Origin of the sequence: Streptomyces alboflavus, from assembly GCF_000716675.1 — a bacterium.
GTDB classification, from domain to species: domain Bacteria; phylum Actinomycetota; class Actinomycetes; order Streptomycetales; family Streptomycetaceae; genus Streptomyces; species Streptomyces alboflavus.
Genome location: NZ_JNXT01000038.1, coordinates 48,342 through 64,042, shown reverse-complemented (window position 1 = coordinate 64,042; position 15,701 = coordinate 48,342). Strand labels below are relative to the sequence as shown.

The 15,701-nt window shown below is 74.8% G+C and carries 2 protein-coding genes and 2 pseudogenes; all 4 read left to right on the top strand.

Going from position 1 to position 15,701, the window contains the following annotated elements:
• Positions 1–168 precede the first annotated feature (168 nt).
• Positions 169–11,049: pseudogene (locus OO63_RS46955) on the top strand (type I polyketide synthase); the annotation flags it as partial.
• 194 nt (positions 11,050–11,243) lie between these two features.
• Positions 11,244–11,303: pseudogene (locus OO63_RS46950) on the top strand (hypothetical protein); the annotation flags it as partial.
• An 18-nt stretch (positions 11,304–11,321) separates the two neighbouring features.
• The gene (locus OO63_RS46945; RefSeq protein WP_248782217.1) at positions 11,322–12,263 is read left to right on the top strand and encodes an acyltransferase domain-containing protein; all 942 of its coding nucleotides are present in this window, start codon (positions 11,322–11,324) and stop codon (positions 12,261–12,263) included.
• A 139-nt stretch (positions 12,264–12,402) separates the two neighbouring features.
• A complete protein-coding gene (locus OO63_RS46940; protein ID WP_051811189.1) occupies positions 12,403–15,591 on the top strand; it encodes a type I polyketide synthase in 3,189 nt (1,062 codons plus the stop codon).
• Positions 15,592–15,701: the final 110 nt, after the last annotated feature.

Genomic DNA, 15,701 nt, shown 5'->3' with positions numbered 1-15,701 from the left:
CAGTCAGGGATTTGTTGAAAGCCATCATGGCCGGTGCTACGGAGTGGAACAATGAGCGACTTCGAGGAATTCGCAGCCCATTCTCACCCGGAGGCCCGGCCTCACCCGGAAACCCCTTCTCCGCTGGAAGGCAAGCTGGAAGGCCGGCCGGAGGACCAGCCGGAAGAACTGCGCGCCACTCTCGACGGCCGCCCGCGCGCGGAACAGGAGCGGCGGCTGCGTACCGTGGTCGCCGAGCAGGTCGCCGCGGTCCTCGGCGGCGCGGACGGCACCCGCACGCCCGGCGACCTCTCCCGCCCCTTCCTCGACCTCGGCCTCGACTCCCTGACCGCCGTGGAGCTGCACCGCCGACTCCAGCGGGCCACCGGCCTCAAGCTGCCCGTCACCGCCGTCTTCGACTACCCGAGCGCCGACAGTCTCGCCCGCCATCTGCGCGCCGAACTCTTCGAGAGCGCCGACGTGGGCTACGTGCCCGCCGCTGCCCGCCGCGCCGACGACGAGCCCGTCGCCATCGTCGCCATGAGCTGCCGTCTGCCCGGCGGCGTCGAGACCCCCGACGAGCTGTGGCAGCTGGTCGCCGACGGCACCGACGCGATCTCCGGCTTCCCCGCCGACCGCGGCTGGGACCTCGACGCCCTGTACGACACCGACCCCGACCGGCCCGGCACCAGCTACGTCCGCGAGGGCGGCTTCCTGCACGACGCGGGCGAGTTCGACGCGGACTTCTTCGGCCTCTCGCCCCGCGAGGCCCTCGCGACCGACCCGCAGCAGCGCCTCCTCCTGGAGACGTCCTGGGAGGCCCTGGAGCGCGCGGGCATCGACCCCGCCGCCCTGCGCGACTCCGGCACCGGCGTCTTCGTCGGCGCCGAGACCCAGGAGTACGGCCCCCGCCTCAGCGACGCGGGCGACGGCCTGGAGGGCTACCTCGTCACGGGCACCGCCGCGAGCGTCGCCTCCGGCCGCATCGCCTACACCCTCGGCCTGCAGGGTCCGACCATGACGGTCGACACGGCCTGCTCGTCGTCCCTTGTCGCCCTGCACCTGGCCGTGCAGGCGCTGCGGCAGGGCGAGTGCGCCCTCGCCCTCGCGGGCGGCGTCGTCGTCATGGCCTCACCGGGCTCCTTCCTCGCCTTCAGCCGTCAGCGCGGCCTCGCTCCCGACGGCCGCTGCAAGCCCTTCGCCGAGGCCGCGGACGGCACGGCGTGGGGCGAGGGCGTGGGCATGCTCGTCCTGGAGCGCTTGTCCGACGCCCGCCGCAACGGCCACAAGGTCCTCGCCGTCGTACGGGGCTCGGCCGTGAACCAGGACGGTGCGAGCAACGGCCTGACCGCCCCCAACGGCCCCGCTCAGCAGCGCGTGATCCGTGCCGCCCTCGCCGACGCGGGCCTCACGCCCGCCGACGTCGACGCCGTCGAGGCCCACGGCACCGGCACCACCCTCGGCGACCCCATCGAGGCGCAGGCCCTCATCGCCACCTACGGCAAGGACCGCCCCGAGGGCCCCGACGGCCGGGAACCGCTGTGGCTGGGCTCGCTGAAGTCCAACGTGGGCCACACCCAGGCCGCCGCGGGCGTCGCCGGTGTCATCAAGATGGTCCAGGCGATCGACCGCGGCCTGCTCCCGAAGACCCTGAACGTCGACGAGCCGAGCACGCACGTCGACTGGTCCGCGGGGGCCGTGGAACTCCTGACCGAGGCGCGGGCCTGGCCCGAGCGGGCCGACGGGGCGCCCCGGCGCGCGGGTGTGTCGTCGTTCGGGATGAGCGGGACGAACGCGCACCTCATCGTGGAGCAGGCTCCGGTGGAGGAGCGGGCGGAGGCTTCGGCTGTGGAGCCGGTGGGTGCCCCCATCGACGCTCCGGCGGGGGAGGAACTGTCGGCGGGGGAGTCCGGGGGCGCGCCGGGGGGTGAGCCCTTCGTGGGCGCCGCGCCCGCCCTCGTACCCGATGACGTGTTCGCGTTCGCCGCCGACACCGCCTCCGGCTTCACCCCCACCGGCCCCGACGTCACCCCTGCCACCCCTGGCGTCATCCCCGGCCTTGTCCCCGTCTCCCTCTCGGCGAAGACCGAGCCCGCCCTGAGGGCGCAGGCCGCCCGCCTGCGCGCGCATCTGCTGGCGCGGCCCGGCCTCGAAGTGGACGACGTCGCCTGGTCGTTGGCGGTGGCGCGGTCGCGGTTCGAGCACCGGGGTGTCGTCCTCGGCGGCGACCGGGAGGAGCTGCTTGCCGGGCTCGATGCGCTGGCGCAGGGTGACACGACCGCCCGGAACGTGGTCGCGGGCCGGGCGCAGGGCGGCACGGTCCGGCCGGTGTTCGTCTTCCCCGGGCAGGGCTCGCAGTGGGCCGGGATGGCCCGTGAACTCCTCGACTCCAGCCCGGTGTTCGCCGACCGCATGGGCGAGTGCGCCGACGCGCTCGGCCCGTTCGTGGACTGGGACCTGTTCGAGGAGCTGAGCGGGGACAACTTCGACCGGGTGGACGTGGTCCAGCCGGTCCTGTTCGCCGTGATGGTGTCCCTCGCCGCCGTGTGGCGGGCGTCGGGCGTCGAGCCCGCCGCCGTCGTCGGGCACAGCCAGGGCGAGATCGCCGCCGCGTGCGTCGCGGGCGCGCTGTCCCTGGAGGACGCGGCCTGGGTGGTCGCGCTGCGCAGCCAGGCCATCCTCGAACTCTCCGGGCTCGGCGGCATGGTCTCCGTACCCCTGCCCGAGCAGCAGGTCCGCGCCATGCTCGCCCCGTGGGGCGACGACCTGTCCGTGGCCGCGGTCAACGGCCCCTCGCACGTGGTGGTCTCCGGCACCACGGGCGCCCTGGAGGAACTGGTCGCGAGCTGCCTGGCCCGTGACATCCGCGCCCGCACCATCCCCGTCGACTACGCCTCCCACTCCGCCCACGTCGAAGCCATCGAGGAGCACCTCGCACGGGTCCTCGCGCCCGTCGCGCCCCGCTCGCCCGACGTGCCGCTGTACTCCACGCTCACCGGCGACTGGCTGACCGACGACACCCTCATGGACGCGGACTACTGGTACCGCAACCTGCGCCACACCGTCCTCTTCGAGCACGCCACGCGCGGCCTCCTCGCCGAGGGCCACACCCTGTTCCTGGAGATGAGCCCGCACCCGGTCCTCACCGTCCCGGTCCAGGCCGTCATCGACGCCGCCGACACCCCGGCCGCCACCCTCGGGTCGCTGCGCCGCGACGAGGGCGGCGCGGACCGCCTGTTCGCCTCCGTCGCCGAGGCCCACGCCCTCGGCGCCGAGCTGGACTGGCACGCCCTGCTGCCCGGCGAGCACACCGTCGTCGACCTGCCCACGTACCCCTTCCAGCGCCGCCACTACTGGCTGACCGAGGAGCGCGCGTCCGGCGCCACGGCGCCCGCCGCCGCGGACGAGGCCGAGGCCCGCTTCTGGGAGGCCGTCGAGCGCGAGGACGTCGACCAGCTCACGTCCACGCTCGGAGACGTCGCCGAGGGCGCGCTCAGCGAGGTCCTGCCCGGCCTGTCCGCGTGGCGGCGCGGGCGCCGCGAGCGTGCCGTCATCGACAGCTGGCGCTACCGGATCGCCTGGCAGCCCCTGCCCGCAGGCCAGTTGCCCTCCCCCCGCCTCTCCGGGCGCTGGCTGGTCGTCCTGCCCGAGAGCGCGGCGGACCACCCGTGGGCGACCGGGGCCGTCGAGGCCCTGGCACGCTCCGGGGCGGCGCCGGTCGAGCTGCGCGTCGCCGCGGGCGAGGCGACGCGGGAGCTGCTGGCCGAGCGGCTGCGGGAGGCGGCCGGGGGTGGGGCGGCCGGGGTCGCCGCTGCGGGGCGCGGTGGTTCCGCGTCGGGCGGGGGTACGCGGCCCGAGGGCGCCGAAGCCGCCGAGCCGACCTCCGACGGAGCCGAGCCGACCTCCGACGGAGTCGAGCCGAGCGCCGACAGTGCCGAGTCGAGCCCCGAAGCACCCCTCGACAGCCTCACCCCCACCACCCCCCTCACCGGAGTCCTCTCCCTCCTCGGCCTCGACGAGTCCCCCCTGACCGGGCACGAGGCCGTGCCCGCCGGGCTCGCCGCCACCCTGGCCCTCCTCCAGGCCCTCGGCGACACCGGCACCGAGGCCCGCCTGTGGGCCCTCACGGAGGGTGCCGTCTCCACGGGCCGCAGCGACCGCCTCGACCACCCCGCGCAGGCCCACCTGTGGGGACTCGGCCGGACCGCCGCGCTCGAACACCCCGACCGCTGGGGCGGACTCGTCGACGTACCACGCTCCTGCGACACCCGGGCCGGTGCCCGCCTCACCGCGATCCTCACCGCGGCCACCGCCGGGCCCCGCGCGGACGCCCCCGGCACCGCCGTGGAGGACCAGCTCGCGGTGCGCGGCTCCGGCGTCTTCGTGCGCCGCCTCCTCCGCGGCGAGGCGGCGGGCGCCGACCTGACCCGTGATACGCCGTGGACGCCCCGCGGCACCGTCCTGGTCACGGGCGGCACGGGCGCGCTCGGCGGGCACGTCGCCCGCTGGCTCGCAGGCGCGGGCGCCGACCACCTGATCCTCACGAGCAGGCGAGGCCTCGACGCGCCCGGCGCGGCCGAACTCCGCGCCGAACTGGAGGAGTCGGGCGCACGCGTGACCGTGGCGGCCTGCGACGCGGCCGACCGGGACGCGCTCGCGCGGGTCCTGGCCGAGATTCCCGCCGACGCGCCCCTCACGGCCGTCGTGCACACGGCCGGAGTCCTGGACGACGGGACCGTCGACGGCCTCACCCCCGGACGCCTCGACGGCGTGCTGCGCCCGAAGTCCCCGGCGGCCGCCCACCTGCACGACCTCACCCGGGACCTGGACCTGGACGCGTTCGTCCTGTACTCGTCGGCATCCGGCGCCCTCGGCAACGCGGGCCAGGCGAACTACGCCGCCGCCAACGCCTACTTGGACGCCCTCGCCGAACAGCGCCGCGCCGACGGCCTGCCCGCCACCTCCGTCGCGTGGGGCACGTGGGACGGCGCCGGGCTCGCCGACACCGCCGTGCGCGCCGAGCGGACCCGGCGCGACGGCATGCCGCCGATGCCGCCCGAGCGTGCCGTCGCCGCCCTGCGGGACGCCGTCGGGCGCGGCGACGCGAGCGTCGTCATCGCCGCCGTCGACTGGGACACCTTCCTGCCCGGCTTCGTCGCGGCCCGCCCCAACCCCCTCTTCACCGCGATCCCCGAGGTGCGGGAGCGGACCGCCGCCCCGGCGGACGACACCCCCGACACCAGCGGCCGCACCGTCACCGGACCCGACTGGATACGCCGGCTCGCCCCCCTCCCCGCGGCGGAGCGCGACGCGGCCCTCGTCACCTTCGTCCGCGCCCAGGCCGCCGCCGTGCTCGGGCACTCCGCGCCCGAGGCCATCGACCCGGGCCGCGCGTTCCGCGATCTCGGCTTCGACTCCCTCACCGCCGTGGAACTGCGCAACCGCGTCCAGGCGGCCACGGGTCTGCGCCTGCCCGCCTCCCTCGTCTTCGACTACCCCAACTCCCTCGTACTCGCCGCCTACTTGGCCGAGGAGACCTTCGGGTCCGAGACGGCCGGGGCCGCCACGGAGCCCCGCACCGCCTCCGCCGACACCACCTCCACGGACAGCGACCCCATCGCCATAGTGGCGATGAGCTGCCGCTTCCCCGGCGGTGTGCGCGGCCCCGAGGACCTGTGGCGCCTGGTCGCCGAGGGCCGCGACGCCATGGGCGAGTTCCCGGGCGACCGCGGCTGGGACCTCGCCGACCTCTACGACCCGGACCCCGACCGCGCGGGCAAGACGTACGTCCGCGAGGGCGGCTTCCTTTCCGGCGCGGGCGAGTTCGACGCGGACTTCTTCGGCATCTCGCCGCGCGAGGCCCTCGCCATGGACCCGCAGCAGCGCCATCTCCTGGAGACGTCATGGGAGTTGTTCGAGCGCGCGGGCATCGACCCGACGACCCTGCGCGGCACCCGCGCGGGCGTCTTCGTCGGCTCCAACGGCGACGACTACATCTCCCGCATGGCCGCCGTCCCCCAGGACATCGAGAGCCACGTCCTCACCGGCAACGCGGTGAGCGTCATGTCCGGCCGCCTGTCGTACGCCTTCGGCCTCGAAGGCCCGGCGGTGACCGTCGACACGGCCTGCTCGGCGTCCCTCGTGGCGCTGCATCTCGCGGCGCAGGCGCTGCGCCAGGGCGAGTGCGACATGGCCCTCGCGGGCGGCGTGACCGTCATGTCGTCCCCCGACACCTTCGTGCAGTTCAGCCGCCAGCGCGGCCTCGCCACGGACGGCCGCTGCAAGGCGTTCGCGGAGGCCGCCGACGGCACGGGCTGGGGCGAGGGCGTCGGCCTGCTGCTCCTGGAGCGTCTTTCGGACGCCCGCCGCAACGGCCACGAAGTGCTCGCGGTCGTGCGTGGCTCCGCCGTCAACCAGGACGGTGCCAGCAACGGCCTGACCGCCCCCAACGGACCCTCCCAACAGCGAGTCATCCGGGCCGCGTTGGAGAGCGCCGGTCTCTCGGCCGGTGACGTCGACGCCGTCGAGGCGCACGGCACGGGCACGACGCTCGGTGACCCGATCGAGGCCCAGGCGCTCCTCGCCACCTACGGGCAGACGCGGCCGGAGGGTCCGGACGGGCGCGAGCCGCTGTGGCTGGGCTCCGTCAAGTCCAACATCGGGCACACCCAGGCCGCCGCCGGTGTCGCGGGCGTCATCAAGATGGTCATGGCGATGCGGGAAGGCGTGCTGCCCCCGACCCTGCACGTGGACGAGCCCAGCTCCCACGTGGACTGGTCGGCGGGCGCCGTCGAGCTCCTGACGGAGGCCCGGGAGTGGCCGGGCCGCGCAGGCGGCGCGCCGCGCCGCGCGGGCGTGTCGTCGTTCGGCGTGAGCGGCACCAACGCCCACGTGATCGTCGAGCAGGCCCAGCCGGTCGAGCCCGCCGAGGCGGCCGACCCCGTCGGTGACACGCCGCCGACCGTGGCCGTGGTGCCGTGGGTGGTGTCGGCGCGCGGCGCGGAGGCGCTGCGGGCCCAGGCGGACAACCTGCGCGAGCACCTGGCCGGGTGCGAGGACCTCGACGCCGTCGACGTGGGCTGGTCGCTGCTGTCGGGGCGTGCCCTGCACGAGCACCGGGCGGTCGTCTTCGGGCGGGAGCGGGAGGAGTTCCTGGCCGGTCTCGGCGCGGTCGCCTCCGGCGGTCCGGGGGTCGTGACCGGCTCGGTGGTCGAGGGTCGCCTCGGGGTCCTCTTCACGGGCCAGGGCAGTCAGCGGGTCGGGATGGGCAAGGAGTTGTACGAGGCGTTCCCGGTGTTCGCGGATGCGCTGGACGAGGTGTGTGCGCACCTGGATGGGCTGCTGGAGCGTTCTGTCCAGTCGGTGATGTTCGGTGCGGACGCCGAGCTGCTGGAGCGGACTGAGTACGCGCAGCCCGCCCTGTTCGCCTTCGAGGTGGCTCTGTTCCGTCTGGTCGAGTCCTTCGGTGTGCGGCCGGAGATCTTGGGCGGGCATTCGATCGGTGAGCTGACGGCCGCGTACATCGCGGGGCTGTGGTCGCTGGAGGACGCGGCTCAACTGGTCGCCGCGCGCGGCCGGTTGATGCAGTCGCTCCCGGCGGGCGGCGCGATGCTGGCGGTGCAGGCCGCGGAGGCCGACGTACTGCCCCTCCTTGAGGGCTTGTCCGAGAAGGTGGGCGTCGCTGCGGTGAACGGTCCTTCGCAGGTCGTGCTCTCCGGCGACCGCACGGCCCTGGAGGGCCTGGAGGAGAAGCTTCGCGGTGAGGGCCGCAAGGTGCGGTGGCTGAAGGTGTCGCACGCTTTCCACTCGCCGCTGATGGACCCCATCCTGGACGAGTTCCGCGCGGTCGCGCGGGGACTCGCGTACCAGGACCCGAAGTTGCCCGTCGTCTCCAACGTCACGGGTGAACTCGCGGAAGCACACCAGCTCAAGGACCCCGACTACTGGGTCCGGCACATCCGCGAGGCCGTCCGCTTCCACGACGGACTCGGGGCCCTCACCGCGCAAGGCGTGTCGACCGTCCTCGAGCTGGGCCCGGACTCGGTGCTCACGGCGATGGCCCACGACACGATCACCGAGCCGGGCGCCCAGGCAGGGCTCGTCGCGGCGGTGCGCAAGGACCGCCCGGAACCGGCCACGTTCCTCGCCGCCCTCGCCCAACTGCACGCGCGCGGCTGCGACGTCGACTGGACGCCGTTCTACGCCCCGGTCGAGGCGCGCCGCCGCGTCGACCTGCCCACGTACGCCTTCCAGCGCGACCACTACTGGCTCGACCTGTCCGCGACCGCCGCGGCCGTCGCCCGTCGCGGTGACCTGGGCGTCGACGAGGTGGAGGCACGGTTCTGGGAGGCCGTGGAGCGTGGCGACCTGGAGTCGCTGAGCGCCGAGCTGGGCGCGGAGGGCGCGGCCGACGGCGTGGGCGCCCTCCGCGAGGTGCTTCCGGTGCTCTCGTCCTGGCGGCGGCAGCGGCGCGAGGCCTCCACGGTCGGGCGGTGGCTCTACCAGGAGTCGTGGAAGCCGCTGACCGGCCTCGCCCCGGCGGCCTTCGACGGTACGTGGTGGGTGGTCGCCCCGGCGGACGACGACGCGTACCCGTGGATCGCCGCCGCGAGCGCGGGCCTCGAAGCCCGCGGCGCGCGCGTGGCCCGGATCGCGGTCCGCCCCGAGGAGACACGCCGTGACATTCTCGGTGCCAAGCTCCGCGAACTCCTCGACGTACAGGTCGACTCGGGCACCGGCCGCCCCCAGGGCGTGCTCTGCCTGCTGGCCCTCGACGCGTCCGAGGGATCGGCGCACCCGACCGTCACCACCGGCCTCGAAGGCGTCCTCGCCCTCCTCCAGGCCCTGGGCGACATCGACGTGGCGGCACCCCTGTGGGCCGCCACCAGCGGCGCCGTGAGCACCGGCCGCTCGGACCGCCCGACGGCTCCCGCACAGGCCCCCGTGTGGGGCATGGGCCGCGTCGCCGCCCTGGAACAGCCCCAGCTCTGGGGCGGCCTCGTCGACCTGCCCGAACACGCCGACGAGCGGTCCCGGCTCCGGCTCGCCGACGCCCTGGCCGCCGCGTCGGCCTCGGGTGAGGACCAGGTGGCGGTGCGCGGCTCCGGCGTGTTCGCGCGCAGGCTGGTGCGGGTGCCCTCGGGCGCTGCCGCGCTCGGCGAGTCGTCGGTGGGGGAGTGGTCGGCCGGTGGCGGCACGGTGTTGATCACGGGTGGTACGGGTGCGCTGGGTGGTCATGTGGCGCGGTGGGCGGTGCGTGCGGGTGCCGGTCATGTGCTGTTGACGAGCCGTCGTGGTCTGGACGCTCCGGGTGCCGTCGATCTGCGGACGGAGTTGGAGGGGTTGGGTGTACGGGTGACGGTCGCTGCGTGTGACGCGGCGGACCGGGAGGCGCTCGCGCGGGTCTTGGGCGAGATTCCGGACGATGTGCCGTTGACCGGTGTGTTCCACACGGCGGGCGTCCTCGACGACGGAGTCCTCGACAGCCTCACGGCCGACCGGTTCGCCACCGTGTTCCGCCCCAAGGCCCAAGCGGCCCTGAACCTCCACGAGTTGACGCACGACGACGACCGGCTGACGGCGTTCGTGCTGTTCTCGTCCGTCGCGGGCTCCATGGGCATCGGCGGCCAGGGCAACTACGCCGCGGCCAACGCCTTCCTGGACGCCTTCGCCCACCACCGCAGGTCGCTCGGCCTGCCCGCGCTCTCCCTCGCGTGGGGCCCGTGGGCCGGCGGCGGCATGGCCGTCGACGGCGGCGTCGTGGAGCAGCGCGTACGGGACAGCGGCATGCCCGCGATGGACCCGGACCTGGCCGTCGCCGCGATGGCCACCGCCCTCGCGGCACGATCCGACACGCACACGGGGACGAGCCCCGCAGCGGTCACGCTCGCCGACGTCGACTGGGACGTCTGCGCGCCCACCTACGCCCTGGCGCGCCCCAACCACCTGTTCGACCAGCTCACGCGGCCCGACAGCCCGGCGGAGCCCTCGACGGCAGGCGCCCGGGGCGCCACCGCGACCACTCCCTCCGCCACGCTCGCGGAACGCCTCGCCGCGCTCCCGGCCGCGGAACGGGACCGGGAGCTCCTGGACCTCGTACGCGAGCGCGTGGCGACCGTCCTCGGCTACCCCGCGACCAAGGCCGTCAACGCCACCCGCCCCTTCAAGGACCTCGGTTTCGACTCGCTGACCGCCGTCGAACTGCGCAACCTCATCGGCGCGGCCTGCGGACTCCACCTCTCGGCGACACTGATCTTCGACCACCCCACCCCCGAGGCCCTCGCCGCGCACCTGCGCGACGCACTCCTCGGCGACCTCGCTCCGCACGGCGACGGCAACCCCGCGCCCACCACGGCCCGGGCGGGCGCGGTGGACGGCGACCCCATCGCGATCGTCGCGATGAGCTGCCGCTTCCCCGGCGGCGTACGGTCACCCGAAGACCTGTGGCGGCTCATCGGCGACGGCGGGGACGCCATCGGCGACATGCCGGACGACCGGGGCTGGAACGTCGACGCGCTGTACCACCCGGACCCCGACCACGCCGGGACGAGCTACGTCCGCGAGGGCGGATTCCTCCACGACATGGCCGACTTCGACGCCGACTTCTTCGGCATCTCCCCACGCGAGGCCCTCGCCATGGACCCGCAGCAGCGGCTCCTCCTGGAGACCGCCTGGGAGGCCTTCGAGCGTGCGGGCATCGACCCGGCGACCCTGCGCGGCAGCCGCACCGGCGTCTTCTCCGGCACCAACGGCCAGGACTACGAAGACGTCCTGCGCACGGCCCCCGACCGCGGCGAGGGCTACCTCGGCACGGGCAACGCGGCCAGCGTCGTCTCGGGCCGCCTGTCGTACGCCTTCGGCCTGGAGGGCCCCGCGGTCACCGTCGACACGGCCTGCTCGTCCTCGCTGGTCGCGCTGCACCTGGCCGCCCAGGCGCTGCGGCAGGGCGAGTGCGACATGGCGCTCGCGGGCGGCGTGACGGTCATGTCGACGCCGGACACGTTCGTGGAGTTCAGCCGTCAGCGCGGTCTCGCCACGGACGGCCGCTGCAAGGCGTTCGCGGACGCGGCGGACGGCACGGGCTGGGGTGAGGGCGTCGGCCTGCTGCTCCTGGAGCGTCTTTCGGACGCGCGGCGCAACGGGCATGAGGTGCTTGCGGTCGTGCGTGGCTCGGCCGTCAACCAGGACGGTGCCAGCAACGGCCTGACGGCTCCGAACGGGCCGTCCTCGCCACGTACGGCAAGGAGCGGTCGGCCGACCGGCCCCTGTGGCTGGGCTCCATCAAGTCCAACATCGGGCACACCCAGGCAGCCGCCGGTGTCGCGGGCGTCATCAAGATGGTCATGGCGATGCAGGAGGGCGTGCTTCCGCAGACCCTGCACGTGGACGAGCCGAGCTCCCATGTGGACTGGTCGGCGGGCGCGGTCGAGCTGTTGACGGAGGCCCGGGAGTGGGCCGAGCGGGACGGCGACGCGCCGCGTCGCGCGGGTGTCTCGTCGTTCGGCGTGAGCGGGACGAACGCCCACGTGATCGTGGAGCAGGCCCACGCGGTCGAGCCCGCCGACGCGGCTGCTCCGGTGGCAGCGCCGACGCACGCCTTGCCCTGGCTGGTGTCGGGCCGCAGCGCGGACGCCCTGCGGACCCAGGCCGAACGGCTGCGGGACCACGTGGCCGGACGCGAGGGCCTTGAGCCTCTCGGCGTGGGCTGGTCGCTGCTCTCGGGGCGTGCGGTGCACGAGCACCGGGCGGTTGTGTTCGGGCGGGAGCGGGAGGAGTTCCTGACCGGTCTTGGCGCGGTGGCCTCCGGCGGTCCCGGGGCCGTGACCGGTTCCGTGGTCGACGGCCGCCTCGGGGTCGTCTTCACGGGGCAGGGCAGTCAGCGGGTCGGTATGGGGCGTGAGTTGTACGAGGCGTTCCCGGTGTTCGCGGATGCGCTGGACGAGGTGTGCGCGCACCTGGACGGGCTGCTTGAGCGTCCGTTGAAGGACGTCATGTTCGGCACGGACGCGGAGGCCCTGGCGCAGACCGGGTACGCGCAGCCCGCGCTGTTCGCCGTCGAGGTGGCCCTGTTCCGTCTGGCCGAGTCCTTCGGGGTGCGTCCGGAGATCGTGGGCGGGCACTCCATCGGTGAGCTGGCTGCCGCGTACGTGGCCGGACTCTGGTCTTTGGAGGACGCGGCTCAACTGGTCGTCGCGCGCGGCAGGTTGATGCAGTCGCTGCCCGAGGGCGGGGGCATGCTCGCGGTGCGAAGCTTCGGGGCGAGGGCCGCAAGGTCCGCTGGCTGAAGGTGTCCCACGCCTTCCACTCACCCCTCATGGACCCGATCCTGGCGGACTTCCGCAAGGTCGCCGAGGGACTGACGTACCGGGAACGGCGCACGACACGGTCACCGACCCGGACGCGCAGGCCGGTCTCGTCGCGGCGGTGCGCAAGGACCGCCCGGAGCCGGACACGTTCCTGGCGGCGCTGGCGCGCCTGCACGTGCGCGGAGTCGAGGTCGACTGGGCGCCCCTGTACGCCCCGGCCGCGTCGCGGCGCCGCGTCGACCTGCCCACGTACGCCTTCCAGAGGCGGCGCTACTGGCCGAGCGCGGCCGTGCGCGGCGCGGGCGATGTGTCGGCCACGGGGCTGGTGTCGGCCGAACACCCGTTGCTGGGGGCCGCAGTTCCGCTGGTGGACTCCGGTGGCCATCTGCTGGCGGGCCGCCTTTCGGTGGCCACGCATCCGTGGCTGGCGGACCACGCTGTGGGCGGGCGGGTGCTGCTGCCCGGGACCGCCTTCGTGGAGCTGGCCGTGCGGGCCGGTGACGAGGTGGGCTGCGGGACGCTGGAGGAGCTGACGCTGGCGGCTCCGCTGGTGCTTGCGGAGCGCGGCGCCGTGCAGGTGCAGGTCAGTGTCGGCGCGGTGGACGAGGACGGGCGTGCCCCGGTGAGCGTCCACTCGCGCGACGAGGGCGACCCCGACGGCCCGTGGACCCGGCACGCGGCCGGATACCTGTCCGCAGAGGCCGACGAGTCCGAGCCCGAGGGCCTGGCCGAGTGGCCGCCGCGCGACGCGGAGCCGATCGACGACGCGGCCGGGCTCTACGACCGCCTCGCCGAGACGGGCTACGGCTACGGCCCGGTGTTCCAGGGGCTGCGCGCGGCCTGGCGGCGCGGCGACGAGGTGTTCGCCGAGGTCGCCCTGCCCGAGGAGTCGGACGCCGAGGCCTTCACCCTGCACCCGGCACTCCTGGACGCCGCGCTGCACGCCACCCTGCTGCTGCCCAAGGCACAGGACGGCGACGACGAACGCCAGGGCCTCGGGCTGCCCTTCGCCTGGAGCGGCGTACGTCTGCACCAGGCAGGCGCCGCCACGGTCCGCGTACGCCTGCGCGGCGCCGGAGCCGACGCCGTGACGCTGACGCTCGCCGACCAGGCGGGACAGGTGGTCGCCACCGTCGACTCGCTGGTGTCACGTCCGGTTTCGGACGAGCAGCTCCGCGGCGGTCGCGCGGTCGGCGACTCGCTGTTCCACGTCGAGTGGAAGCGGCAGGCCGGGACCACGGCCGCCGCGGAAGTGCCGCTGGCTCTCCTCGGGGACACGGCGGCGGTGCCCGGCGCGCGGGTCTTCGCGGACCTCGCCGCCCTGGGCGCGGCACTCGGGGCGGGAGAGGAGCTTCCCGCGGCGGTGCTGTGGCGCGCGGGCGGCACGCCGGCCGGGGACGCCGGGCTCGGAGCGCCCAAGGCCGTCTCCGCGACGCTGGCCGACGCCCTCGCCGTGGTGCGGGGCTGGCTCGCCGACGAGCGGTTCGAGGACGCGCGGCTCGTCGTCGTGACGCGCGGCGCGGTGCCCGCCGGGGGCACCGACGCGGACGTCGACCCCGCGGGGGCGGCGATCTGGGGCCTCGTGCGGTCGGCTCAGGTGGAGCATCCGGGGAGGTTCGTCCTCGTGGACGCGACCGTCGACGCGGGCACGAGGACGAGCACGGGTACGGGTACGGACTCGGGTGCGCAGGCGGGTGCGGACGGCGGTGTCTTCACGGGCGCCGGTCCGGTGACCGCTGCGACCCTCGCCGCCGTCCTCGCTTCGGGTGAGCCCGAGGTGGCGGTGCGGGACGGCGGGGTGTGGGTGCCGCGACTGGCCCGGGTCGCCGCAGCGGCCGAGGAAGCAGCTGCTCCGGACGCGGAGGTGGCCGCTCCGTTCGGCGCGGGCACCGTCCTCGTCACGGGTGCCTTCGGCGGACTGGGGCGCGTCGTGACGCGGCACCTGGCCGAGCGCCACGGCGTACGGGATCTGCTCCTGGTCTCCCGCAGGGGCGCCGCGGCCCCGGGCGCCGACGAACTGTGCGCGGAACTGGCGGAGACGGGCGCGCGGGTCAACGTGGCCGCGTGCGACGTGGCCGACCGGGAGGCACTGGGCGCCCTCCTCGCGGAGGCGGGCGGTGGTCTTTCGGCGGTCGTGCACGTCGCGGGCGTACTGGACGACGGCGTCGTCACGTCGCTGACGCCGGAGCGCCTGGACACGGTCCTGCGTCCGAAGGTGGACGCGGCCCTCAACCTGCACGAGCTGACGGCCGGCCTGGACCTGTCGGCGTTCGTCCTGTTCTCCTCCGCCGCGGGCGTGCTCGGCAGCCCGGGGCAGGGGAACTACGCGGCCGCCAACAGCGTCCTGGACGCCCTCGCGGTCCTGCGCCGCAGCCAGGGCCTCCCGGCGGTCTCCCTCGCCTGGGGCCTGTGGGCGCAGGAGAGCGACATGACGGGCAAGCTGGCCGGGGCGGACCTGGGACGCATGGCACGGGGCGGCGTGGCCGCGCTGTCCACGGAGGAGGGCCTCACCCTCCTCGACGCCGCCGTGACCCTGACGTCCGTCTCACCGGCCCCCGCCACGCCGACCCCCGCACCGCCGCGTGCCGCCGCCGTCCCCGCGGTCCTCGTACCGCTGCGCCTGGACACCGCGTCCCTGCGGGCCTCGGCCGGACCCGACGGCGTCCAGCCCGTGTTCGCGGACCTGGTGCCCGCGCAGCCCCGCCGCGTCGACAGGGCGCTCGCGCGCTCCGGGAACCCGGCCGAGCCGAACGGCACCGGACCCGCCCTCGTCCGGGAATTGGCGGGACTTTCCCCCGAGGAGCGGGAACGGGCTCTGCTCGACGCCGTGCGGGGTAATGTGGCGACGGTGCTCGGGCATTCCGGGCCCGCGGCAATAGGTGCCACCCGTGGATTCCTGGAATTGGGCGTCGACTCGCTCACCGCGGTGGAACTCCGGAATCGGCTGAACTCCCTTTCAGGACTCCGCCTGCCCGCAACGCTGATCTTCGACTACCCGTCGCCCGCGGCACTCGCCTCCTATCTGGACGAGAGCCTGCCGAGCGGTACGGAGCCTGCCGACGCGGTCGCGGGCGCGCGGCCGGGCGGGGTGATCGCCGAGCTGGCCGGTCTGGAAGCGGCGCTGGCCGGGGGCGTCCTGGCCGGGGACGAGCGGACCGCCGTGCGCGGCAGGCTGCGGGCGCTGCTCGGCAGGCTCGACGACGCCGAGCCGGGCGGGACCGCGGGTCCTGACATCGCGGACCAGCTCGAGGACGCCGACGACGATGACATGTTTGACTTCATCGACAACGAACTCGGCGTCTCCTGAAAGTAATTCCCAGAAATTCCTCAAGGGGTCCATAGGGGGAGGGTAGGGGTTGTTGCCCCTGCCCTCCCGCCGATGTGATGGGGTCGGCCCTCTGCGTTGAAGGAGTCGCA

What these genes read in the sequence shown, in the direction of transcription:
- OO63_RS46945 (WP_248782217.1), top strand. Translation starts at nt 11,322, where the DNA reads ATGGCGATGCAGGAGGGCGTGCTTCCGCAGACCCTGCACGTGGACGAG.